Origin of the sequence: Moorena sp. SIO3E8 (assembly GCF_010692445.1) — a bacterium.
GTDB lineage: Bacteria > Cyanobacteriota > Cyanobacteriia > Cyanobacteriales > Coleofasciculaceae > Moorena > Moorena bouillonii.
Genome location: NZ_JAAHHM010000045.1, coordinates 1 through 24,548 on the forward strand (window position 1 = coordinate 1; position 24,548 = coordinate 24,548).

The following is a 24,548-nucleotide window of genomic DNA, read 5'->3' on the forward strand; positions in this document are numbered from 1 at the left end:
GGTGGTCGGGTGGCGGGAGTTGGGAGTCGGGAGTAGGGAGTTGGGAGTCGGGAGTCGGGAGTCGGGAGTCGGGAGTCGGGAGTCGGGAGTCGGGAGTCGTGACTTAACTCTATGCCAGGCTTTTGCATTGCTCAAGGCTAGTTTCGATTGCGAAAATGCGTTCGCGTAGCGGCTCTTTCAGAGCATCGCTCTTTTGGTTTTGCTCAGAAGTCTTGAATCGAGTAATAAATGATTACCAACATGGCTGATCAACAAAAATAGTCTTAAAATACCAACTTCATCGAAAACTACGTCTCCCCTCTCCCCTATCTCCTCACACTCCCCTATCTCCCCACACTCCCCTATCTCCCCACACTCTTCCCCTAAAATCCCTTAACAAAAATTAATACAATTGGTAAAATAACAAAGCGTTGGACTGAGGCACAGCAAGCACAAACACCATGGTAAAAGCACAAATTGGGATTATTGGCGGTAGCGGACTTTACAAAATGGCTGCTCTCAAGGATGTGCAGGAGGTACCCATTGAAACCCCCTTTGGTTCTCCGTCCGATGCCTTGATGGTGGGAACCTTAGAAGGAACTACTGTGGCTTTCTTATCTCGTCATGGTCGCAATCATCATTTGATGCCTTCGGAGTTACCCTTCCGAGCCAATATCTATGCCATGAAGCAGTTAGGCGTGGAGTATATCATCTCTGCCTCAGCAGTAGGTTCTCTCCAGGAAGAGGTCAAACCCTTAGATATGCTGGTACCGGATCAGTTTATTGACCGCACGAAGAATCGGGTTTCCACCTTTTTCGGGGACGGGATTGTGGCTCATATTGGGTTTGGACACCCGGTGTGCAACCAACTGGCGGGAATTTTAGTGGATGCGATCGCAAGTTTGGAGTTACCAGAGGTGACCGTACATAACGGTGGGACTTATCTGTGCATGGAAGGTCCAGCATTTTCCACGATGGCGGAATCTAATCTCTACCGGAGTTGGGGCGCAAAAGTAATTGGCATGACCAATTTGCCAGAGGCCAAGTTAGCACGGGAGGCGGAAATTGCCTATGCTACCCTCGCCCTAGTCACGGATTATGATTGCTGGCATGAGGATCATGACCATGTCACCGTGAATATGATACTTGATAATCTACAGCGCAATGCGATTAATGCTCAGAAGGTGATTCAAGAGACAGTGCGCCGGTTAGTTGATAATCCACCCGTTTCTAAAGCCCATTCCGCCTTGAAGCATGCTATTTTCACTCCCTTAGATCAGGCTCCAGAAGCAACTAAGGAGAAGTTGGAGTTGATATTGCGGAAGTATTTGTAAAATCGCAAATATCGAAAGGTGGCGCAGGATATATATAGCAATTTTCTTTCCCATGAGGTACAAAGGGATCCCCCTAAATCCCCCTTAAAAAGGGGGACTTTGAGGTTGATACTTGTACCTCATACATGCAATAAACGCTATATATAGCGTTTTTATCAAGGGAGCAGGGAGTAGGGACTTCGGAGCAGTAGGAAAGACCTTGGAAAATTTTTTGGTGTTATAGGTACAAGGGAATAGGGAACAGGGAATAGGGAACAGGGAAAAGTAGGAAAGAGCTTGGATAATTTTTTCCCACTCCCCACACTCCCCACACTCGCGACTCCCGACTCCCGATTCCCGACTCCCGATTCCCGATTCCCGATTCCCTACTCCCTACTCCCTGCTCCCTACTCCCTCAAACCAAAAAATTAATACCTCACCCCAATAATAATTGCTATTAAAAATGAGAAATGATCTACAGCAATCCCTAAATCGAAGTTATATAGACCCCTCGACTCTGAGTATTTTCCAAAGAATTCTCTTAACGACAGATGGCACAGTAACAGATATGTTGGAAGCCTATCTGTTTGAACAGATTCGTCTAGTTAAGTTGTCGGAAGAATTGGTGACAACAACTGATGATATAGACCCAATGCAATTAAATAAAGGAAGCTCAGTACTTGATAGAAAAATACTATTACAGGGGAAAATAAGTCGTAAAAATTATATCTATGCTGAGTCAATTATTGTTATTGATCGCCTAGATGATTACTTTCAAAAAGATTTACTTAAAACTAAAACCCCCATTGGCAAAATCTGGCGAGAGCAGAGATTCGAGACCTTTAAAGAAATTGTGGATACTGGAAAAAAGCCAGCTAAGGAATTAGCTGATTATTTCGATATTGAACCGGAAGCAAATTTGCTTTTTCGTACCTATTGCGTCTTTTCTAATCACCAATCGGTGATGATGATTAGTGAATATTTTCCTGAAAGCTATTTTTTGAATAGAGTATAGGGAGTAGGGAGTAGGGAGTAGGGAGTAGGGAGTAGGGAGTAGGGAGCATGTCAACTTTGTAATTAGGTACATAGATCCCCCCTAACCCCCCTTAAAAAAGGGGGGAATTAGATTGAAAAGTCCCCCTTATTAAGGGGGATAATGGGGGATCTGAATCAGGGATTAACAAAACTGACATGCACCCGTAGGGAGTCGGAACCCACCCCTAACCCCGACCAGGAGGGGAACGGGAGTCGGGAGTAGGGAGCATGTCAACTTTGTAATTAGGTACATAGATCCCCCCTAACCCCCCTTAAAAAAGGGGGGAATTAGATTGAAAAGTCCCCCTTATTAAGGGGGATAATGGGGGATCTGAATCAGGGATTAACAAAACTGACATGCACCCGTAGGGAGTCGGGAGTCGGGAGTCGGGAGTCGGGAGTCGGGAGTCGGGAGTCGGGATTAGGTATAATAAACACTATATTTATTTTTTTATTGATTAATAAATAAACTGAAATATGAAACTAACAGGACCGCAATATCAACAATTAAGAGATGCTTTAATTGCCGCATTTCCTAAACCGCAAAGATTGGCTGAAGTAGTAAGATTCCGGCTTGATAAAAACCTGAATGCAATAGCAATGGGTGATGATTTAAAAGCAATAGTGTTTAGGTTAATTGAAGCCGCAGAAGCAGAAGGATGGGTTGATAAATTAATTGCAGGTGCCCGTGAATCAAATCCAGGTAACCCAAAGTTAGTCGCCATTGCCCTGGAGTTGAATCTTGCTATTACTCTACCTCAACCCCTATCCGCAAGAGGTGGATATGAAAAACTTATTAAGAAAACCAATCCTTTTTTAGACGTAAATCGGTGGCGGGAAAGGTTAGGTGAAATTGAAGGGCAAGTCTGTCGTGTCGAAGTTACTAAGAAGGATAATATTCTGGAATTTGGTACAGGTTTTCTGATTGCGCCCAATGTAGTTATTACTAATTACCATGTGGTGGAATCGGTAATTTTAGAACAAGCAACGTCTAGTAATGTTATCCTGCGTTTTGACTACAAGCAGTTAGGGGATGGTAAAGTTATCAACCCAGGTACAGAGTATCGCTTAGTAGAGGATGACTGGCTAATTGATCAAAGTCGTTATACCAACAATCCGTTACCAACCCCTGACGAATTGGATTATGCCTTGCTGAGAGTAGATGGAGTTCCTGGGGAAGAACCGATTGGGAAAAATCCCGATCCCGATTCTCCCAAGCGCCAGTGGATTGAGTTACCACAAGAGCCTTATCAGTTTGTGCCCGATACTCCACTGTTTATAGTGCAGCATCCCAAGGGGGAACCCTTAAAATTGGCCTTTGACACCGAGGCTATTATTACTATTGAAGATAATGGTACCATGGTTAAGTATAAAACCAATACCGAACCCGGTTCCTCTGGTTCTCCATGTTTTGATATTAACTGGAATTTAGTAGCGCTGCATCATAGTGGTGACCCAAGCTGGAAACCTAGTTATAACGCTGGCAGTCCTTTCAGTGCTATTTGTGCGCGATTAGAGAAGCAAGGGTTATTGACAGATTTACGTAAGGGTGAAGCAATGTGGTAAATGGTTGTCTGAAGCGGTAAGCCACCACTAGGTTGCCAAATACCAGCAAATAAAGCAAAATTTACGGAACTCGGTATAATCAGAGTGTAGATACTTAATTAGAGTCAGAATATCAAGTTCTATTTTTCACAGATATTGAAGTAACCATCAATGAATGCTGGAAATACCCCTGGTTATCTCCTCAAAAAGATAAACAAAGCACTGTGTAGTGCTTTTCCTGGTAAAGATGACTTAAAAATGATGCTGCGGTATCAATTCAATATAAATCTTGAAGAGGTTGCTGGCGATAAAAACTTGAAGACAATTGTTCAGGAATTAGTTGACGATTTTGAACATAAAAATAAGTTACCAAAATTACTTAATAAAGCCCTGAAAGAAAATCCAGGTAATCCTGAATTAAAGGCAATTAAAGAAAAATTTGAAATTACAACTAGTTTATTAAACTTATTGCTTCCTTTAGAAAACAATTTGATGAAGCAAATGCAAAAAGCTTATCAAGCTTGTTGTACCGATGACTACTTGAATTATTTAGAAGAAGATGAAATGCCTGAAAGTTTATATGAAATTCTAGATATTTTGGAGGATATCCCTCAACAAAATGATGATGAAAAACTTATTGTCAAATTTGTCGCTCGTTTATTAGAAACTGAATCTATTACAAATCCACATGCTGAGAAACTAAAGCAATGGTTAACAAAAACTAATAATAACGTTCCTGATTTATCCAATAACGTTTCTGATTCTGATACTGATTTATTAGATGAGCTGATAAGTTACTCTCCAAATCATCAGCAACCAAATTTAGATTCACAACCTTATCTGCTTGTTAAGGTAGATTCGAGTAAGCAATACTACCAACAACGCCAACCTAATTACTTAGTCTCAGCTTGGTTCATTCCTGACATAAATAATTATGATTACGAACGAAATAATAAACGCTGTAAATTTTTAGAGACTCCACCAGCTGATGGAGAATCTGAACAAGATGTCTTTTCTCTTGAAGACTTGCCAAAGTTAATAGAGTTTTTTCTAGATCAGTTAATTCAATATTCTAGGGAATATTACCGTCAACCAATACTTGTATTTTTTTTGCCTTATAAACTTCTGAACCATGAACTTGAAAAAATTCAAATTCAAGATGATGATGATTTACAAATTCCACTTGGTAGCGAGTATTGCGTTATTTTTCGCTCTGTTAAACGTTTGAAAAAATATCGTCATCAAGGCAAATGGTTAAATAAATGGACACAAATCCAAGATAATTGTGAAACATGCTTAAGTAACTTTGCTTTTATTAATTTTGAGTATTGGGAGGAATTATATACTGATTTGGAAGAAAGAAAGGCGATAGCTGTAAAATTAAATCAACCCCCATGTGAGCAGATATTGAAAGTGATTGATCGGACGGCAATACCAGTTGCTTTATGGCTGAGAAAGAATAATTTTGAAACTATAAATTGTCAAAATGAACTCGAACAATTACTCAATTGTAAAATAACTGAACTTCTCGAAAAGGTAAAACAACAACGTTTACAAGCTTTTGGCAAAGGGAATAAACAAGAACATATCGGAAACCATCTTGCTCTTTTGTGGGAAGACCCCTATCTACTACCACCCCAGATTGAATATACAACCCTATGACTAATAATTCTTGGAAAATCTTTCGCGGAACTCCCGAACAACCCCACAATGGCATTGAACGCCTGCCTGAGCCTCCTAGCTGGCGGAATTTTGAGAAAAAAGAACCGGGTAAAACCTATCAGACCAGGCCAGAAGAAATAGAGTTAGTGAATGCAGCGTTGTATCTGCGTCGTCCTTTATTAGTAACGGGAAAACCAGGCAGAGGAAAAACATCGTTGGCCTATGCAGTCGCTCAAGAGTTACAATTAGGAGAAGTGTTACGTTGGAATATTACCACTCGCTCCCATCTACAGCAAGGACTTTATAGTTATGATGCTATTGGTAGATTACAAGATGCTCAAGGCAGCGGCAAGGATAATTTAATGGAAATTGGTAAGTATATTCAATTGGGTCCCTTGGGAACAGCGTTACTATCCTCAACTAAGCCCAGGGTATTATTAATTGATGAAATGGATAAAAGCGATATTGATTTACCCAATGATTTATTGACGATTTTTGAAGAAGGCGAATTTGAAATCCCGGAATTAACACGACTAGGTGAGCAGTTTCCAGACTCAGACTCAGACTCAGGCATTCTTGTCAAAACCTGGGATAATCAAAAGACAACCATCCATAGCGGAAAAGTGACCTGTAAAGCCTTTCCCTTTGTAATCCTTACTAGTAACGGAGAGAAGGCATTTCCTCCGGCTTTTTTACGGCGCTGTTTACGATTAGATTTACGGGAACCAAGTCCCAAGGAATTAGAAGCGATTGTAAAAGCTCATTTAGAGGTAGAGGATATTATTGAAAAAGCAGAACCAATTATTGAAACGTTTATCGAGCGACGGAAGAAAGGAGACTTAGCTACAGACCAATTGCTCAATGCCATTTATATGTTAACTAAAACAGTTAATACAGAGGATGCTCCCATGGGTAACTCTCAAGACGAAGACAAAGACCAGAAAAAAGCAAAGTTAATTGACCAATTGCTACGGTACCTCAGTAGTATATAGTGTTTATAATAGCTATGAGGTAAACAGGATTTTTTGACTCTTGTCTCTTGCCTGCTCCCTGCTCCCTGCTCCCTGCTCCCTAAAACCCAGAGATTTGTAGGTCATGATTAGAATAATTGCTATATAAGGGATATGCTTGAAGAAGCGATCGCTATTCTACAACAAGCAGGATTTGATTTAACTGCTCGGGAAATAGCAGAAATTTTCTGGTTGGCTGTTCATCTAGACGAGTCAATAGACGAGTCAGAACCATCAACTCTATCCAAAGACCAATCACAGCAACCCCCAAATAAAAATCCAGATATCCAACCAGATCCCAAAAAATCATCATCACCTGGAGTCAAAAAACCTGGTGCTGATGTTTCTCTACGCTCTTCCAAACCTAAAAAGACTAAAGAAAGTCGAGAAGCAATTCCGATTAAAGTGCCAGCAGCGGTAGCATTGAGAAATACTCTGGCGTTGGGACGGGCACTTCGTCCGTTAATGGGGAAAGTCCCATCTGCTACAGAAACGATATTGGATGTAGAAGCTACTGTTTACCAAATTGCCGAATCAAAGATTTGGCTTCCAGTTCTGAAACCTGCTTCTGAACGATGGTTAGAGTTAGCGTTGGTAGTTGAAAAAACTAGTTCAACTGCGGTTTGGAAACAGACAATTACTGAACTGCAACATTTAGTCAAGCATCATGGTGCATTTCGGGATGTACGCACGTGGGAATTAAGGATTACTGACACCAAGGTAAACTTATTTTCTCAAACTAGCACGGGTCGGTATGATTCCACTCCCTATCCTCCCGAGGTATTAATTGACCCGAAGAAACAACGTTTAATTTTATTGGTGAGTGATTGTATTTCTGTGGCTTGGCGCATACAATTAATTCATCGAGTGCTAGAGTTGTGGGGACGCAATGGTTTACTTACTATCCTTCAGCTACTTCCTGAACGGCTTTGGGAACGCACGGCTTTAGCTTCAGAAATACCAGTGCAACTGCATTCTTTTAGTCCTGGAGTTGTCAATTCTCAGTTTATTGTTAAACCTTGGGATGAAGATGACATTGGACTTCTTTCAGAAGTCGGGAACAGTACTCAGAATAAATCTTCCTCTGTTAGTGTTCCCGTTGTTACCTTAGAACCCTACCCGCTACTGGCGTGGTCACAGGTAATAGCTGGTCAGGGGAATGTTACTACAGTGGGGTTTAACTTTGATGTATCCCAAGACCCCCAACCACAGAAAAGAGCAGTAGATGGTGAAGCCAGTCAACCCCAACTCGAAGCACCAGCATTAGTTAGTCGATTTCGTGCTACGGCTTCTCCGATGGCGCGTCGGTTAGCTGGATTAATGGCAGCGTCTCCGGTTATTAGTTTACCTGTAGTGCAACTAATTCAGCAAACCCTGCTACCAAAATCCGCACAAATTCATGTAGCGGAGGTGTTTATGAGTGGACTGCTCCAGTCTATAACCCCTGTAGACCAAAATTCAAATCCGGATTATATTGAGTACGAATTTAAGCCAGGGGTAAGGGAGTTATTAGTAGATTCTGTACCGATTAGTAAAACCCTTTCAGTTAATGAAAAAGTATCTGAGTTTCTTGCTGATCAATTAGGGTTATCAGTAAAGGACTTTGAAGCCCGTTTACTGACACCGGCAACTGCAAGTAATGATGGGTTAGAAGAAAAAATTCGTCCCTTTGCACGCCTAAAAGCTCAAGTTTTAGGGCGATTAGGAGGGGAGTATGCTCGTTTGGCTGAACAACTCCTAATCTCAGAAACCCCTAGATCAGCTAATCCTTCATCTCAATTTATTAAACTAGCTGGACAGCAATATCAACAATTAACCGATGCTTTAGTTGATGCTTTCCCATCAAAATCAAGACTTGCTGAATTGGTTGAATATAAATTCAGTAAAAATCTAGATTCTATTGCGATGGGAGATGACTTAAAAGAAATTGTATTTAAGTTAATTAAAGCTGCCCAAGCAGAAGGATGGGTTGATAAATTAATTGCAGGTGCCCGTGAATCGAGTCCAGATAACTCAGCGTTATTGGCCTTTGCCCAGGAGTTGAATCTTGCTATTGCTATGCCGCAACCGGATTCGGGCGCTGAGACGGGCAGCAGTACACATATCCTCCACCTCTCGGACCTCCATATAATCACCCCTGAGCAAGCTACCCTTTGGTCAAACCAACTCGCCCAAGACCTCAGCTACGAACTTCAAATCCCTCACCTTGATGCTTTGATCCTATCGGGTGATATCGCTAATTATTCCACCGCAGAAGAATACCAGGCTGCACAACAGTTTCTCGACCACCTCCGCGAAGACTTCCCCCTAGACCCCAAGCAAATTGTTCTAGTTCCCGGTAACCATGACCTCAACTGGAAACTAGCAAAGCAGGCTTATCAGTTCTGGGATCTCGAAGACTACGATGGTGAACTCAAAGAGGGTCACTACATCAAAATCAATGATGAGGTGATTAAAGTCCGAGATGAAGCCAAATACCAACAACGCTTTGCCAACTTTAGCAAATTCTATCAAGCTATCAAAGCTCAACCCTATCCCCTAGAGTATGACCAGCAAGGGATTATCGACTATCTGCCAGAGCAAAACTTGCTGATCCTAGGACTAAACTCCGCTTGGGAACTGGATCATCACTTCAAAACCCGTGCTAGCATCCACTCAGGTGCTCTGACCAATGCCCTGACCCAGATTCGCCGTAACCCAGACTACGATAAGTGCATGAAAATAGCGGTTTGGCACCATCCCCTCAATAGTGACGGAAGCGATCGCATTACTGACAAAGGCTTCATCTATCAATTGGCCGTTGCTGGATTCCGCTTCTTCCTCCACGGACATATCCATAAAGCCGAAAGCCACCTTTTCCGTTACGACTTCAGCCCAGGTGGGCGCAAACTTGATGGAATTTGTGCTGGTACCTTTGGCGCACCGACTTTTGAACTACGATCCGCTTATCCCTGGCAATATAATCTACTGAAAATTAACGATAAACAGCTCACTGTCCACAGTCGCCGTCGCGAAGAAGAAAATGGTGCTTGGAAACCTGATTCACGGTGGAGTCAGGGTCCAGGACAAAGTGCTTTGGATTATTATTGTATTGAGTTGTAATCAGTTGCCACTTTTCCTGTCATGGCTATTTCAATCCTTCCAAGACGCCTTATACTGGGCAGCATTCTTTGGCAAAAAAAGGCAATAGGGTAAAGAGTGTAACAAGCTCCCTACTCCCTACCAAATTAGAACTCCTCTAACTATACCAATAAAAAAAATCGGTCAAGTTCTGGTTAACCCCAATCTTTGACCGAATTCTATTGTGTAAGCCACCACAAATACAGCGGAGCTCAAATCTAGATACTGTTGATCAACGAATAAATTCCTCAGTGGTCAGTAGTCAGTAGTCAGTGGTCAGCTTTGTGGCACAGGCTTCCAGCCTGTGACCTAACCCATAAGCTGATAGCTGATAGCTGATAGCTTCAAAATAACCTCCACAATTCCTAGTCGCCAGGGCGTCAAAACCCTGTCTTGATGCAGTCGCTCATGGGGGAAACCCCCAAGACCGCGCTGCATCGCTGGCAAAACCCTATCCTAGTCTACATAGAAATATCGAATCAAAAAGGTCATCACCTCACCAGGCTTTTCAGTAGGTTCTGGAGTGCTCCACTCGTCGGGATAGGCGTATTTCAGGGCATAGATGGCATTAATCGTATTCCGAACTTGTTCAGGAGAACCGATCAAAACGTACTTGACTTTCTTAGGTTTACGACCAGGGTTTTGAGGGTTTTGATTGTCATCGGAGTTAGGCGGAATGTTTTTTGTCATGATCAACAGTATCCTTAAATGGTGTACATTATTAATATATACATAAATTAATCAAATGTCAAGGGGTTTAGGAATTTTTTTTTATTACGAAATAAAGAGTTGCTATAATAGTAAATAGGGCATAAGTAAGAGGGGAGTGTGGGGAGTGTGGGGAGTGTGGGAAGTGTGGGAAGTGTGGGAAGTATAAGGAATAAAAAATAGTTTGTATTTGTCTACATTTTTGGTAAAATTAATCCTAGATAGTGTGGGCAGGTGGCGCGGAAAGTGTGGAAATTTTATTAGATTTTTTGCCTAATTAAAAAAGCGATAATCCCTGCTCCCTGCTCCCTGCTCCCGACTCCCTACTCCCGACTCCCTACTCCCTACTCCCTAAAATAAAACTGTAGATGGAGGATTTAATAATGCCTAGTTTAACGGTCAAAGATTTAGAAACGCTGCAAGCACAGCATCCTGATTATCGGATGGAATTAATAGAGGGAGAAATTATTTTTATGAGTCCTTCAGGGTTAGAATCCGATGAAGTAGCACTAGAAATCGCTGCTCAACTTCGTAACTGGGTAAGACCGCGCAAATTAGGAAGAGTTTCTGGTTCTAGTGGTGGTTTTCGCTTACCGAATAAAGATGGGGACGTTCGCGCCCCGGATGCGTCTTTTATCCTAGCTGAACGTCTACCTCGCACTACGGAAGATTACGCCGAATTAGTCCCTGATTTGACATTTGAGGTAAAATCTAAAAGCGATAGCCTACCAAAATTGCGCCAGAAGATACAGCAATTTCTGGAATTGGGAACTAAAGTTGGGGTGTTAGTGGATCCGAGAACTCGCACCATGGAAGTTTATCGCCTCAATCAGGATAAAGTTGTGCTGGGGGATGGGGATGTGCTGCAAGTACCAGAATTGCTTCCTGGTTGGGAATTACCTATTGTTGAGGTGTGGGCACCGGAGTTTGATTGAGTATATACAAGGGAACAGGGAATAGGGAATAGGGAAGAGGCAATAGGCAATAGGCAATAGGCAATAGGCAATAGGCAAGAGTGAGATTATAAAGTAGGGTGGGCAAAGTAATATAATCATTAATACTCAACAAAACCAAACTGTTTTTGCCCACCCTACAAGCTACCTGTTCTCTATTCCCTATTCCCTGCTCCCTGTTCCCTGCTCCCTATATAAAGCTGTAAAACCATGAGATTCATCAGCCCGAAAACTGACTTTGCTTTCAAGAAAATCTTTGGCTCAGATCAGAGTAAGGATATTCTGATTTCCTTCCTCAATGCCATGATATACTCTGGTAATTCCGTCATCCAGGATTTAGAAATTATTGATTCCTATAGTGACGATTATTTGGTAAATTTCAAAGATACTTATCTGGATGTTAAGGCAGTATTAGAGGATGAAACGACTGTCCTGATTGAAGTGCAAATCTGGAATGTAAAGGATTTCGAGAAGCGAGTGGTTTATAACTTGTGCAAAACCTATGGTAATCAACTTAAATCGGGACAGGGATATTTCGATCTAAATCCGGTCATTGCTTTAACAATCACGGATTTTAAGTTATTCCCCTCAACCGAAAAAGTCATTAGCTGTTTTTACTTTCAAGAGGAAGAAGACCACTTGCCTTATCAGGAGAACGAATTAAAGTTGGTGTTTGTGGAACTCCCCAAATTTACTAAGCAACTGGAAGAGTTGGAAAGTGTGATAGATAAGTGGATCTTTTTTCTCAAAGAAGCGCCCAACTTAGAAATTATTCCTGACAAACTCAGGGAAATCCCACAGCTAGAACAAGCCTTAACAATAGCGAATCAAGCGGGGTTGAGTGTCTCAGAAGTGGAAAAACTCCGCAAACAGGAGATGGCCTTGGAGGACGCGCGACGTGCATGGAGTTTCGCGAAAAGGGAAGGACGAGAAGAAGGACGAGAAGAAATAAGGCTAGAAGGACGAGAACAAGGTAGACTTGAAGGAAAATACCAGATTGCTAAACAGATGAAGGCCGCTGGGTTACCCCTGAGTGATATTGCTCAATATACGGGGTTGACTATCGATGAAATTAATCAGTTGTCCTAAGAGAGTAATAAAAAGTTAAAAAAAAATACCAATTAACGTAGGGTGGGCAAAATAGTATAATCATTAATAATCAAAAAAACCAAACTGTTTTTGCCCACCCTACTACAAGTTCTCCCCGCGCCCCCGCCCCGCGCCCCCGCCCCTTTTTTTTACAAAATAGCATAGCCAGTGTGTTGTCGGATATGGGGAGGATGAAAGGCTAAAACAATTTGTTCTTTGGGTATTCCCGCCGCCAGTAGCTCTTCTGTAATGCCGTGATCTAGACCATCATGGTGTAGCCAAATTTTATTGTTACGTATCTCAGCATCAAAAATGAGTGAATGAATTCGTTGTGTATCGTTCCAACCTTCCCTAATAACTAGATAGCGAGTTTTATCATCGCTAACAATAATTTTACTGATCACGGTATTATTGATAGAATTATTTTTGTGACGATTCAGGATATTACAATAGTTTTTCAGTATCTGAAGAAGAGCTGTAGCACAATTGGTTACTCCAGTGAAGGTTTCCATAGCGTAATTGTCTCCTGGTTTTCATCAAAGATTAGTAATTTAAGATGACGACTTTCTATAACAATTTGGACAAGCTCCTCTTTGAAAAAACTGTTGTATATGCTGTGACGCACTGCCAGATAAAGTTCCCGTTCTGGGTAAAGTTTTTCAATCAGGTCTTCGTAGAGGAAATACTGTCCTAATGCTTGCTCAAAATCCCTGACAGGTGAGGCACTGATAAAGCTTTTAACTTCTACGGCGATTTTTTGGTTTTTACGCTGGGCAATGAGTAGCTTTTCTGCACCAAGGTCTACAAAGAGATCACGACCACCAACCTCTAAAGTGAAGGGCTCGTCTGTAATACTCCAACCGTCTTTTATTAAGGCGGCTTTGACAATATCGTGGTAAAAATCCTTGGCAGGCATGTAGAACGTGGATTAGAGGGATATTGCTATTATAGTAAAGATTATAAAGTAGGGTGGGCAAAGTAATATAATCATTAATACTCAAAAAAAACAAACTGTTTTTGCCCACCCTACAAGCTCCCTACTTACAAGCTCTGTTCCCTACTCCCTACTCCCTACTCCCTATTCCCTATTCCCTACTCCCTACTCCCTATATAAACCTCATAAACCTGTAAAACCATGAGATTCATCAGCCCGAAAACTGACTTTGCTTTCAAGAAAATCTTTGGCTCATATCAGAGTAAAGATATTCTGATTTCCTTTCTAAATGCCATGATATACTCCGGTAATTCAGTCATCCAGGATTTAGAAATTATTGATCCCTATAGCGCAGGGGATGTAGTAGATTTAAAAGACACTTATCTAGATGTTAAGGCAGTATTAGAGGATGAAACGACTGTCCTGATTGAAGTGCAAATCTGGAATGTAAAGGATTTCGAGAAGCGAGTGGTTTATAACTTGTGCCAAACCTATGGAAATCAACTTAAATCGGGAAAGATATATTTCGATATCAATCCAGTCATTGCTTTAACCATCACGGATTTTAAGTTATTCCCCTCAACCGAAAAAGTCATTAGCTGTTTTTACTTTCAAGAAGAAGAAGACCACTTGCCTTATCAGGAAAATGAATTAAAGTTGGTGTTTGTGGAACTCCCTAAATTTACTAAGCAACTGGAAGACTTGGAAAGTGTGATCGATAAGTGGATCTTTTTTATCAAAGAAGCACCCAACTTAGAAATCATTCCTGACCAGCTCAAAGAAATCCCACAGCTAGAAAAAGCTTTAACTATAGCGAATCAAGCGGGGTTTAGTGAGTCAGAATTGGAAAAGATTTGGAAACAGGAAATGGCCTTGTGGGACTGGCGAGGTGCATTGAATTTTGCGAAAAGGGAAGGACGAGAAGAAGGACGAGAAGAAATAAGGCTAGAAGGACGAGAACAAGGTAGACTTGAAGGAAAATACCAGATTGCTAAACAGATGAAGGCCGCTGGGTTACCCCTGAATGATATTGCTCAATATACGGGGTTGACTATCGATGAAATTAATCAGTTGTCCTAAGAGAGAAAGAAAAAGTTCAAAAAAATACCAATTAACGTAGGGTGGGCAAAGTAATATAATCATTAATACTCAACAAAACCAAACTGTTTTTGCCCACCCTACTACTCTCCCCGATTCCCGATTCCCGATTCCCGATTCCCGATTCCCCTTCCTATATCCCTTAACTAATCCATTCGTTTCAACCGCACCATAAAGAAACCATCCATCTGGTCTCGATAGGGCACAACTTTCAGCCAACCTTCCGGTGTTGAAAACCCCTTAAGAAACGAAAGAGTAGGGGGTTCAATTTCCCACTGAGAATGACCTTCCAGAAACCATTGTATTACCGCCTCATTTTCTTGAGGATTTAAGGTACAGGTAGCATAGACTAACACACCTCCGGACTTGACCCAAGTTGCGGTATGCTCTAACAATTCTTTTTGCAAAACAGTAAGTTCTTGAACTTTTTCTGGAGTCATGCGCCAACGAATATCAGGACGTCGGTGAAGGGTACCATTACCGGAACAGGGAGCATCTAATAACACAGCATTAGCGATGTTAGTAAATTCAGGGCAATCGCGACTATCACCAGTACTGATCTGAATCGATTGTAATTGTAACCGTTCGGCATTCTGTTGGACTTTTTTGAGGCGGGAAGCCGAGCGATCGCATGCCCAAATCTTGCCCTGATCTGCCATTAATTCCGCAATATGAGTTGTCTTGCCCCCCGGTGCAGCACAGGCATCAATCACCACATCACCAGGTTGAGGGTCTAGCAGATAACTGACCAGCTGGGCACTACAATCTTGAACAGTCCACCAACCCTCCTTAAACCCCGGTAGCTCTTGAATCGCACCAACACCACCCACAACCCGCAGTGCTTGGGGGACCTGAGCTGCATTGCTGAAAATAGGGATAATCTCACCATTCCCCTCGTCCTCGTGAGACACCAAGGTCGGTAACCGCTGAATAGCCACTTCAGCAGATTGCATCCCTGCCTCCACCTCCTCCATGGACACCTTGAGGGGATTTACCCGTAAGTCAATAGTAGGAGATTGGTTAAACCATTGACACAGCTGTTCTGTTTCCTCTGCTCCCAGCTGTTCTAACCACAGCTCGATCATCCAATCGGGAAAACTGTGTAAAATGCCCAAACCCTCGATATCCCCTTCTGGCAACTGCAAAGGGTCAGGGGAATTGGCAGCTAAACGGGCATAGTTTCGTAGTAAACCATTAACCACCCCTGCCAGTCCTTTGAAGCCATTGTTCTTAGCTAGGTCAACGGTGGTATTGACCGCTGCTGAAGCAGGAATTCGGCCTTGATAGCGCAGCTGATATAGTCCAAGGTGAAGTATAGTGCGCAAATCTGGAGGTTGTTGATTCGCTTTCTTTTTGCCCAACTGGTCAAGTAGAGCATCCAAAGTGCGCTGTCGTCGGACACTACCATAAACTAATTCTGTCACTAAGCCCCGATCAGCACCAGTTAACTGAGCAGTGTGTAGCACTCGATTCAGGGCAATATCAGCAAAAGCACCCCGCCGATGAATATCCCGGAGAGCTAGGAATGCTAACTGGCGAGGATTTTGTTTATCAAAGGTTGACGGTTGACCCTTGACCGTTGACGATTTATATTGGCTCACAAACTCTGTACTCCTCTGGATGTCAACTGATCAGCTAATATGCAGTTATAACAGTTATTAATTCGGTTCGGAACAAAGTCCTGGGTTTTAGGGAGTAGGGAGTAGGGAGTAGGGAGTAGGGAGGAAAAGGAAGACAAGTCCAATCACCCCACACCCCACACCCCAAAGTTGATACTCACGTCTTTGTTAAAAACCTACCCTGATCAGCTCCTCCCTGTTCCCAGATCCGCTGTTCCCTATTCCCTGTTCCCGACTTCTGCAAGAAGTCTAGTTATCAATTCGGTATTGAGAACTGCTATAAATAAAATGGTTAATCCTTTTTAAACATTGGGTATGTCAGCCACCTCAAGCCCTTTACCAGAAGCTCTTGCTCGGATTGTAGAACGCTTTCAGCGCCGCAAAGACCCCAAGCAACGGTATCAGCAGTTGCTGTGGTACGCCAAGAAGCTTCAGACAATGCCAGAAACTGATAAAGTGCCAGAAAACAAGGTTCCTGGCTGCGTGTCCCAGGTTTATATCACTGCTAACTTGGATGATGGCAAAGTCTTGTATCAGGGAGACTCAGATGCCCAATTGGTTAAAGGATTAGTAGCGTTGTTGATTGAAGGCTTGAATGGACTGACGCCGACAGAGATTGTCAACCTATCTCCTGACTTTATTCAAGACATAGGATTGAACGCTAGTTTAACCCCTTCTCGCGCTAATGGATTTTACAACATTTTCCAGACCATGAAGAAAAAGGCCCTGGGATATCAGTTGGGAATGTCTTCGAAAGAATTGAATTGAGACTATCCCAGATAGAACTGATAGATTGGTTAAGACAAAATTAAACAAAAAAAAATCCCTAGCCGGTAGCTGAGGGATTAGTCAGGGTGCATCTACTATTTCTTAATCCTTCATTACTCTGTCTAAATCCGGAAGAAATTAGAAACCCTTAGGCCAAGGAGACAGCCAAGATGGCTATCCCAATAACTGATAGATAACTTGAGACAAAATTAAACAAAAAAAAATCCCCAGCCGGTAGCTGAGGGATTAGTCAGGGTGCATCTACTATTTCTTAATCCTTCATTACTCTGTCTCGATCCGGAAGAATTTAGAAACCCTTATGCCAAGGAGACAGCCAAGATGGCTATCCCAATAACTAATAGATAACTTGAGACAAAATTAAACAAAAAAAATCCCCAGCGGGTAGCTGAGGAATGAGTCAGGGTGCATCTACTATTTCTTAATCCTTCATGACTCTGTCTCGATCCGGAAGAATTTAGAAACCCTGTAAGCATTCAGCGGTCAGCGGTCAGCCGTGAGCTAAAAGCTCACGCTACGCGAACAGCTTTCCATAACTCAGCATTATTCGAATGCTTACTTGGTTTTATTCAAAAGTTCCGTAGCTTCCTAATAGCCCATAAGCACATCAAGTAGTACGATCTGTAGCGCTAATCGCTGACCGCTGATAGCTGATAGCTGAATGCTTACGAAACCCTTATGCCAAGGAGACAGCCAAGATGGCTATCCCAATAACTAATAGATAACTTGAGACAAAATTAAACAAAAAAAATCCCCAGCGGGTAGCTGAGGAATGAGTCAGGGTGCATCTACTATTTCTTAATCCTTCATGGCCCTGTCTCGATCCGGAAGAAATTAGAAATGGGTAGGCCAAATCAGAAGCCAAGTTGTGAAACCGTTTGACCCTGAGGTAAAAAACCTAGCCCTTTCAGCCACACTTCCCTTTCTATCCTCTCCCCCCACACATCCCAAACCTTCCACAAGACCCACACTTCCCGGACGAAGTACCTCACCCAATTGAGAACTGCTATAAACTTGGATAAGTTCTATAAACCAGAAAGCACAATGGAAAGTATTAAATTAATCTCCCATGTGGGGTCTGATGGCATTCTACATCTGGACGTTCCAGTAGGGATAACGAACAAAGAATTAGAAGTTATGGTAATTTTTAACCCATTAAAATCATCGTTAAAAGTAGAAACACCCCAAGGTTGGATGCCTGGTTTTTTTGAGGAAGTAATTGGGGGTTGGGCTGGAGAACCGTTAGAATTATATAGCAATTATCAGCGACGTTTGAGGTACAAATTACTCCCTAAACCCCCCGAAAAAGTACCTCACTGAATTGATAAATACTAGATAAATACTACTGGAGCAAGTTGATAAATATTGGTATTAGCGTGTATAATACCAACCCATAATTTATCTTAACCATTGTGTTGAAGCATCAAGCATTAGCCCGGATCAGCTCTGCTACTACTGGCTGGAGTGATGTGATGGTATTACTATTGGGGTTGCTGGTGTTAATCCATGGCTTGGGTGGATATGGATTGTATGAACCCCACGAGGGTCACTTCGGCGGCGTTGCCCGTGAAATGCTGTTGCGTGGGGATTGGATTACGCCTCATCTCAACGGTTCACCCTACCTGAATAAACCCCCATTACTCTATTGGCTGATAGCCACCAGTACAGCCCTATGGGGTGCCACAGAGTACGCAGCACGGCTCCCCCTAGCCATTATCGGTTGGCTTGGTGCGATAGTTGCCTGGAAATGGGCGCGAGAACTCTGGAATCCTAACGCTGGTCGTCTAGCGGCTTTAATGCTTTGCTCGACTACTGGCTGGTTTGTGTTTACCCACCAGATTCTGATCGATGTACTCTTGGCTACCTTGCTCTTAGCTACCTATTATTGCTTGTGGCGGTTACAGAGGGAACCTCACTGTTGGATGTACTGGTTATGTCTGTATAGTCTGTTAGGATTGTGTGTCTTAGGCAAAGGGCCAGTATTCCTAGGATTTCCCCTGATTGGTTGTTTAGCGATCGCATTTACACAACGGAGCTTACGACTATTCCAGCAATTGCGAATTCGGCTAGGAATAATCGTGACCTCTGTAGTAACCTTGCCATGGTTTATCGCAGTCGAACAGGCTAACCCAGGCTTTTTCCACTACTTTCTGTTCAACGAAAATCTCCAGCGGATAGCGGATACCCGATGGCCACCAGATTATGAAGTATCTAAAGTCAGTGCCATAGGCTATTTAGTTGTAACAGCAATCTGGTGCCTACCGTGGATAGTGGTACTACCCCAAGCACTCCCCATTGGATCAGGAATTTAGCAGGATTATCCAACTATCGGGACTTCGATGGCATAATTTATGCGATCGCACTCTGGTTTAGTAGTGGTTGTATCATTAGCTGACCGCTGACCGCTGACCGCTGACCACTAAATGGTTACCTAAAAATTACCGAAAACTATCATTTCAAAATCAATAGCTCTCCAGTAATTTTCAATCCTCTTTGAGTTTTATCAAAGACACTAAATCGGTCTTTCCTAACTCTAGCCAGCCTAACTCATGAGGGGGTTTTTCTATCGCCCTCGTCCTAGTTAGTTGCAGGGTTTGCCCCAGCAGCGGAAGATTACTTAAGCCAATTAAAATAGCTACACTAAAGCTGATGATCGCATCCGCCTGAGGCCAGTTGAAAATTCCAACCGCCAAAGCAGCTATTATAGTGCCGATTGAGCCAACTACGTCTGCCAGTACATGCAAAAATGCACCACGCAGATTGAGGTCTTGCTCAGTATTTTCCCCTAGCCAATAGAGGTTAATGCTGTTGATCACTACGCCAATTAACGCAGTGACTAGCATCGGCAAACTGAGGATTTCCTCAGGTGTCCCTTGCAGATGGGCGATCGCTTCTCGCCCAATCCATACAGACATAGCCACTAGACCGATACTATTGATCAGACCAGCCAAAACCTCAATCGGTTGATTGCTCATTTGCTTTCGAGACTTCGAGGAGCCTTGAGCCAGCCATGCAGCAAGCAAAGCAATACTCATTGCTACAATATCTGCCAGCATGTGAGCCGAATCAGCTTTGAGAGTTAAACTGTGGCTAACAAAGCCGACAACCATTTCGAGTAAAGCAAAGATTGTGATTAATACAATCACCCTCTTCAACCGCTGAACCTTACCCAGAGATACGCTGGTCTGGCACAAACAACCTAATCTGTTGCAATTGAGCATAGTTTAAATTACTTTGGTTAGTCAACTGGGAAAATAGTCTTGCCTCGGAAAATAGTTTCCTGCACCTTGATATCAATGATATCCATTGGCTCAACGTCCAGAGGATTGTCAGAAATACTCACAAAATATATTGTTTTTTAATAGAAATTTCCATGATTAAATTTTCTTTATATAGAGAAATTTTTTCCCTAATACAACATAAGTAAATCTGAGTAAAAACTTGTTATCACAAGTTTAATTAATGTCTATAACACTAATCTTATACTGTTGTCAAGCCAATGATAATTTTAAACAATATGAGCCTTAAATACCATATAGCCAAACCTATTTTATTGTCAAAATTTAGTTTTCTTGAAAAATTTAATTTTAAGGAATTATATTTGAGATAGTACCAAAGTCTATCAACGCTTCTTGATGCAGTCGCTCATGGGGGAAACCCCCGCATGAAGGCGCTGCATCGCTTTACTATGCTTAACGTACCGCCGTTTAAGTGACCTCAACAAGTTGATAAGATCACAACTTTATTGATTAAATTTTCACAACTTTATTGTATTACACACATATTACAAACTAGGCGACTCAGTAGGTAAGACACCGTCATATGAACAACTAAGGGACTTGCGTGTAAAAAAAAATACCAATTCAAGTAGGGTGGGCAAAGTAATATTATCTAGAAGACTCATTTGAACCAAACTGTGTCTTGATGCAAAGCGCGAGTGGGGGAAACCCCCGCATGAAGGCGCTGCATCGCTTTTTGCCCACCCTACAAACTCCCAAATTAGTTTTTTAAGTTTTTTAAGGTTTTCATCCTATTTATACTTTTTGTATTATTACAAAAGGAAGGAGCCAGAAGCCAGCGCGAAGATTCGACAACTGGCGCTGGCTTCTGGCTCCTTCCCTTAGACTTCCTTCTAGAGAATTTTGAGGAAATGCCGGAAAAACTCCAAAATTTCCTCTGTCCCCCAGATTAACCAGATGGGGAGATGGGGAGATGGGGAGATGGGGAGATACCGAAAAGTAGGGCAAGAGCCAAGAGGCAAGAGTTAATAAAGTATAGCGCTGCATCACTGCTCCCTGTTCCGGTGATCCGCTGTTCCCTGTTCCCTGTTCCCTGTTCCCTGTTCCCTGTTCCCTATTCTCTATAAAAATGTATCTCACCTAATTTAAAACCGTTTATTCTAAGATACTGTGTGTTAGGCATTTTAATTCTTTACTAAAAATTAACAATATCTTCTAATTTTCTTTAACACTAATATCTTGACAGTTGTAAACTAGTATTAGCTATCGTTACAAAAGAAAACTATTTCGGTGTCGCCATTGAGAGTAATACTACTCAAATTTAAAGTGCCTTTGTCAATCAAATAGGATGACCTATTATCTCCTTTATTAACGGAGACTTAGAGACTAGTTCGTTTTCCCTTTATTACACAGGGATGATTTACCCTGTTTCGTTATTTTTATAGTCATAAACAACAGAATAAACCACAAAAAATGGTAATGTGACCTGTTTTATTTTTCCAGTATTAAACAGGGGTGATTTGACTTGATTGGTTCTCAAAAATTACTAAAAATTTACTAAATTTTAATTACTAATGAATGCATCTACTCCTGTTCAAATCAACCCATCCAATGGAAATGGTGAGACTGTACCTAGTATCATCAGCAGCAATTTCTCAACCAATTTATCAACACAGTTTAACTATGGTGATGCTGTCGAAAAGTCCTTCTTATTTTATGAAGCTCAGCGCTCTGGTAAACTTCCAGAGGACAATCGCATCCCATGGCGCGGGGATTCTGGCCTCAACGATGGTGCTGATGTAGGAGTTGACCTCACTGGCGGTTATTACGATGCTGGGGACCACGTCAAGTTCGGCTTCCCCATGGCTGCTGCCATGACTATGCTAGCTTGGGGGGCAATCGAATATCAAGATGCCTACCAGCAAATGGGTCAATGGGATGAGGCGTTGGATGCCATTAAATGGGGTACCGATTACATACTCAAAGCCCACATCACAGACAGTAACGGTCAAACCCAAGAGTTCTGGGCACAGGTTGGATCCGGTGAAATCGACCACAGCGTCTGGGCACCGCCGGAAACCATGACCATGGCGCGACCAGCCTACAAAATTGATCCGTTAAATCCAGGTTCTGACCTAGCTGGTGAATCCGCTGCTGCCTTAGCTGCTGCCTCAATTGCCTTCCAATCCACAAACAACAGCTACGCTAATGAACTACTCACAAACGCCAAAGCCCTATTTGACTTTGCCGAGACCTATCAGGGTAACTACTCTGACTCTATCGCCGATGCTGCTATTTTCTACAATTCTTGGAGTGGCTACGAAGACGAACTAGCCTGGTCTGCAAGTTGGCTGTACAAAGCAACCGGTGACCAGACCTACTTGGATAAAGCCGAAAGTTACTATCTAGGTATTGATCCGACTCAGACTCAATCTTGGGATCAAAAAGTCTATGGTACTGGCATCCTCCTTGCTCAGGAAACTGACGAAGATAGGTACCGTATCGAAGTAGAACGCTGGCTGGACTACTGGAGTGACGACAGTGGTGAAGGGATCGAATATACTGAGGGTGGACTAGCTTGGTTCAATGACTGGGGTTCCCTACGATATGCTGCCAATACCGCTTTCCTTGCTGGTATTTATAGTGATACCGTTAATGATGCTAATGGTCGTTACTCCGATTTCGCAGCTGATCAAATTGACTACATTCTTGGGGATAATCCCAATAATTTCAGTTATGTTGTCGGTTTTGGCCACAATTCTCCCAAGAATCCCCACCATCGTGGAGCCCATGGTTCCACCACCAATGACATCGAATCACCAACGGACAACCTCAACATTCTCTATGGTGCATTGGTAGGTGGTCCCTCTGAACCAGACGATAATGCCTATGTCGATGATCGAACTAACTATGCCATTAATGAAGTCGCTCTTGACTACAACGCTGGCTTCACTGGTGCTCTGGCCCGTATGTACCGTGAACAGAATCAACTCAGTCTGGGTTCTAACCTTGAACCAATACTGTCTACAGTAGATCCAATCACTGACTCCATCATGGAACTGTCCCCCGCCGGGGAATTCTAAACCGTTTATTACCAGGTTTTTCGATTATTTTAGTACATATATACACAAAGTTAACTTCTAGGGAAAAAAAAATATTAGGCTTCTTGCATAATTATCCAAACAGAGGTGGATAGCTCTTATAGATACCTAATTACAATCTAGACAAAATTCAGGAGCAACTTTCATGAATACATTAATCGGCGGTTCAGGTAATGACATTCTAGTAGGAGACAACAATAACGATAACCTGATCGGGGGTGCTGGCAATGACCTCTTACTAGGTGTGGGTGGCAATGACCTTCTTGATGGGGGTGCTGGCAATGACACCCTGGCAGGGGCTGCTGGGGAAGATTTACTTGATGGCAGAGCTGGCAATGATTTATTAAGCGGTGGTGATGGTATTGATCTTCTAGATGGTGGTCAAGGCAATGATACCCTGATTGGCGATCGCGGTGATGACAATATCAATGGCGCAAATGGTAATGACCTACTGATTTGGAATAACGGTGATGGCAGCGATATCATGGAAGGGGGTGCTGGCTTTGATGTAGTACAAGTCAATGGTGCAGATGGTGCCGGAGATAACTTTGCCCTCAACCCCTTTGGCCCCAGGGTACGCTTTGAGCGGTTGAATCTCGGTCTGTTCAACCTGAATGTCAATGATGTAGAACAGTTTGAGATCAATGGTCTTGGGGGTGATGACACCTTAACTGTTAATGACTTGTCCGGTACTGATGTACAGCAGGTAGTCTTTAATGGCGGTGATGGTAATGACTTTCTCGACGGAACCAATGCTGTCTTACCTTTGGTTGGTATTGGTGGAAATGGCAATGACACCCTGATTGGCGGGGCTGGGAATGACACCCTCAGAGGTAATGCTGGCAATGATAGCTTAGTTGGCGGAGCTGGTGATGATAACCTGATTGGAGATGCCGGGAATGATACTCTGATTGGAGGTGATGGCGATGACAATCTGGTTGGTGGAGATGGTAATGATGTCCTAATCAGTGGTAACGGTATTACTAGCTTTACTTTTGGTGGAGTTTCCAATTTCAGCGATTTGGGTCTCGATAGCATTATTAACCTCGGAGGCCAAGACAAAATTCGTCTGGATCTAAGCATCTTCACTACGCTCAGTTCGAGTGGCGGCTTAGCTAGCAGTGAATGGGCGGTTGTATCCAGTAATAGCCAGGTCGCAAGTAGTAGTGCTTGGATTGTCTACAACAGCAACACCGGGGATCTATTCTACAACCAGAATGGCAGTGCAGCTGGTCTGGGAAGCGGAGCTCAGTTTGCTCAATTCGACCCCAACACCAATCTCGGTGTCGGAGACTTTGAGGTATTTATATAGTAGTTTTTTGTTGAAGGTTTTTTGTTTAAGGAACTGCGCAAAAAT

The 24,548-nt window shown here is 42.6% G+C and carries 25 protein-coding genes; 16 read left to right on the forward strand and 9 right to left on the reverse strand.

Translation table 11 applies throughout. From position 1 onward, the window contains the following. Positions 1-440: 440 nt before the first annotated feature. The 7 genes from F6K46_RS19530 (at position 441) to F6K46_RS19560 (ending at position 9,646) form a co-directional block, all read left to right on the forward strand. Positions 441-1,313: an S-methyl-5'-thioadenosine phosphorylase gene (locus tag F6K46_RS19530; RefSeq protein WP_293059170.1), complete on the forward strand. Its 873-nt coding sequence runs from the start codon at positions 441-443 to the stop codon at positions 1,311-1,313. 276 nt (positions 1,314-1,589) lie between these two features. Continuing rightward, positions 1,590-1,724, forward strand: a complete 135-nt coding sequence (locus tag F6K46_RS19535) for a hypothetical protein (RefSeq protein WP_293059167.1) — start codon at positions 1,590-1,592, stop codon at positions 1,722-1,724. Between the two features lie 31 nt (positions 1,725-1,755). Beyond that, the gene (locus tag F6K46_RS19540) at positions 1,756-2,307 is read left to right on the forward strand and encodes a chorismate pyruvate-lyase family protein (protein ID WP_293059164.1); all 552 of its coding nucleotides are present in this window, start codon (positions 1,756-1,758) and stop codon (positions 2,305-2,307) included. A 497-nt stretch (positions 2,308-2,804) separates the two neighbouring features. After that, entirely contained in the window at positions 2,805-3,893 is a 1,089-nt protein-coding gene (locus F6K46_RS19545) for an effector-associated domain EAD1-containing protein (protein WP_293059161.1), read from the forward strand. Positions 3,894-4,043: 150 nt separating this feature from the next. Next, the gene (locus tag F6K46_RS19550) at positions 4,044-5,534 is read left to right on the forward strand and encodes an effector-associated domain EAD1-containing protein (RefSeq protein ID WP_293059159.1); all 1,491 of its coding nucleotides are present in this window, start codon (positions 4,044-4,046) and stop codon (positions 5,532-5,534) included. After that, positions 5,531-6,526, forward strand: coding sequence for an ATP-binding protein (locus F6K46_RS19555; RefSeq protein ID WP_293059156.1), 996 nt, complete (start codon positions 5,531-5,533; stop codon positions 6,524-6,526). The genes F6K46_RS19550 and F6K46_RS19555 overlap by 4 nt, the downstream gene beginning before the upstream one ends. Positions 6,527-6,658: 132 nt before the next feature. After that, entirely contained in the window at positions 6,659-9,646 is a 2,988-nt protein-coding gene (locus F6K46_RS19560; protein ID WP_293059153.1) for an SAV_2336 N-terminal domain-related protein, read from the forward strand. 327 nt (positions 9,647-9,973) lie between these two features. On the opposite strand, the gene F6K46_RS19565 is transcribed toward F6K46_RS19560, so the two are convergent. Together F6K46_RS19565 and F6K46_RS19570 are read right to left on the reverse strand one after the other, a co-directional pair. Beyond that, the gene (locus F6K46_RS19565) at positions 9,974-10,102 is read right to left on the reverse strand and encodes a hypothetical protein (RefSeq protein WP_293059150.1); all 129 of its coding nucleotides are present in this window, start codon (positions 10,100-10,102) and stop codon (positions 9,974-9,976) included. 18 nt (positions 10,103-10,120) lie between these two features. Further along, entirely contained in the window at positions 10,121-10,354 is a 234-nt protein-coding gene (locus F6K46_RS19570; protein ID WP_293059147.1) for a hypothetical protein, read from the reverse strand. Positions 10,355-10,755: 401 nt separating this feature from the next. Between F6K46_RS19570 and F6K46_RS19575 the strand changes: the two genes are divergently transcribed. Next, complete coding sequence (locus tag F6K46_RS19575) at positions 10,756-11,307, forward strand: Uma2 family endonuclease (protein WP_293059144.1); 552 nt, start codon at positions 10,756-10,758, stop codon at positions 11,305-11,307. Here F6K46_RS19575 and F6K46_RS19580 read toward each other — a convergent pair. After that, positions 11,273-11,461, reverse strand: a complete 189-nt coding sequence (locus F6K46_RS19580; protein ID WP_293059141.1) for a hypothetical protein — start codon at positions 11,459-11,461, stop codon at positions 11,273-11,275. The two genes, F6K46_RS19575 and F6K46_RS19580, sit on opposite strands and share 35 nt — an antisense overlap. 74 nt (positions 11,462-11,535) lie before the next feature. Between F6K46_RS19580 and F6K46_RS19585 the strand changes: the two genes are divergently transcribed. Then, positions 11,536-12,414, forward strand: coding sequence for an Rpn family recombination-promoting nuclease/putative transposase (locus tag F6K46_RS19585; protein WP_293059138.1), 879 nt, complete (start codon positions 11,536-11,538; stop codon positions 12,412-12,414). Between the two features lie 149 nt (positions 12,415-12,563). Here the strand turns inward: F6K46_RS19585 and F6K46_RS19590 are convergent, their stop codons facing one another. Both F6K46_RS19590 and F6K46_RS19595 read right to left on the reverse strand, forming a co-directional pair. After that, the gene (locus F6K46_RS19590; protein WP_293059135.1) at positions 12,564-12,926 is read right to left on the reverse strand and encodes a XisI protein; all 363 of its coding nucleotides are present in this window, start codon (positions 12,924-12,926) and stop codon (positions 12,564-12,566) included. Then, positions 12,905-13,330, reverse strand: coding sequence for an element excision factor XisH family protein (locus tag F6K46_RS19595; protein WP_293059132.1), 426 nt, complete (start codon positions 13,328-13,330; stop codon positions 12,905-12,907). Before F6K46_RS19595 ends, F6K46_RS19590 begins: the two co-directional genes overlap by 22 nt. Before the next feature lie 219 nt (positions 13,331-13,549). Between F6K46_RS19595 and F6K46_RS19600 the strand changes: the two genes are divergently transcribed. Continuing rightward, positions 13,550-14,428, forward strand: coding sequence for an Rpn family recombination-promoting nuclease/putative transposase (locus F6K46_RS19600; protein WP_293059129.1), 879 nt, complete (start codon positions 13,550-13,552; stop codon positions 14,426-14,428). 164 nt (positions 14,429-14,592) lie between these two features. Here F6K46_RS19600 and rsmB read toward each other — a convergent pair whose 3' ends face one another. Then, positions 14,593-16,047, reverse strand: coding sequence for a 16S rRNA (cytosine(967)-C(5))-methyltransferase RsmB (gene rsmB / locus F6K46_RS19605; protein WP_293059126.1), 1,455 nt, complete (start codon positions 16,045-16,047; stop codon positions 14,593-14,595). Next, a complete protein-coding gene (locus tag F6K46_RS19610) occupies positions 16,044-16,184 on the reverse strand; it encodes a hypothetical protein (protein ID WP_158069451.1) in 141 nt (46 codons plus the stop codon). The genes rsmB and F6K46_RS19610 overlap by 4 nt, the downstream gene beginning before the upstream one ends. A gap of 196 nt (positions 16,185-16,380) precedes the next feature. Here F6K46_RS19610 and F6K46_RS19615 point away from each other — a divergent pair, with 196 nt between their 5' ends. Next, entirely contained in the window at positions 16,381-16,833 is a 453-nt protein-coding gene (locus F6K46_RS19615) for a SufE family protein (protein ID WP_293059122.1), read from the forward strand. A gap of 872 nt (positions 16,834-17,705) precedes the next feature. Here the strand turns inward: F6K46_RS19615 and F6K46_RS19620 are convergent. Beyond that, positions 17,706-17,843: a hypothetical protein gene (locus F6K46_RS19620; RefSeq protein WP_293059120.1), complete on the reverse strand. Its 138-nt coding sequence runs from the start codon at positions 17,841-17,843 to the stop codon at positions 17,706-17,708. A 52-nt stretch (positions 17,844-17,895) separates the two neighbouring features. On the opposite strand from F6K46_RS19620, the gene F6K46_RS19625 reads away from it, so the two are divergent. Then, positions 17,896-18,171 (forward strand): hypothetical protein, encoded by a 276-nt coding sequence (locus tag F6K46_RS19625; protein ID WP_293059118.1) that lies wholly within the window; start codon positions 17,896-17,898, stop codon positions 18,169-18,171. 92 nt (positions 18,172-18,263) lie between these two features. Beyond that, a complete protein-coding gene (locus F6K46_RS19630) occupies positions 18,264-19,163 on the forward strand; it encodes a glycosyltransferase family 39 protein (RefSeq protein ID WP_293059116.1) in 900 nt (299 codons plus the stop codon). 171 nt (positions 19,164-19,334) lie between these two features. Here F6K46_RS19630 and F6K46_RS19635 read toward each other — a convergent pair whose 3' ends face one another. After that, positions 19,335-20,072: a cation diffusion facilitator family transporter gene (locus F6K46_RS19635; RefSeq protein ID WP_293059114.1), complete on the reverse strand. Its 738-nt coding sequence runs from the start codon at positions 20,070-20,072 to the stop codon at positions 19,335-19,337. A gap of 983 nt (positions 20,073-21,055) precedes the next feature. Between F6K46_RS19635 and F6K46_RS19640 the strand changes: the two genes are divergently transcribed. The 3 genes from F6K46_RS19640 to F6K46_RS19650 all read left to right on the forward strand — a co-directional run bounded on the left by F6K46_RS19640 (position 21,056) and on the right by F6K46_RS19650 (position 24,503). Further along, positions 21,056-21,217, forward strand: coding sequence for a hypothetical protein (locus F6K46_RS19640; RefSeq protein WP_158069452.1), 162 nt, complete (start codon positions 21,056-21,058; stop codon positions 21,215-21,217). A gap of 447 nt (positions 21,218-21,664) precedes the next feature. After that, a complete protein-coding gene (locus F6K46_RS19645) occupies positions 21,665-23,173 on the forward strand; it encodes a glycoside hydrolase family 9 protein (RefSeq protein ID WP_293059112.1) in 1,509 nt (502 codons plus the stop codon). A 163-nt stretch (positions 23,174-23,336) separates the two neighbouring features. After that, positions 23,337-24,503 (forward strand): calcium-binding protein, encoded by a 1,167-nt coding sequence (locus tag F6K46_RS19650; RefSeq protein WP_293059110.1) that lies wholly within the window; start codon positions 23,337-23,339, stop codon positions 24,501-24,503. Positions 24,504-24,548: the final 45 nt, after the last annotated feature.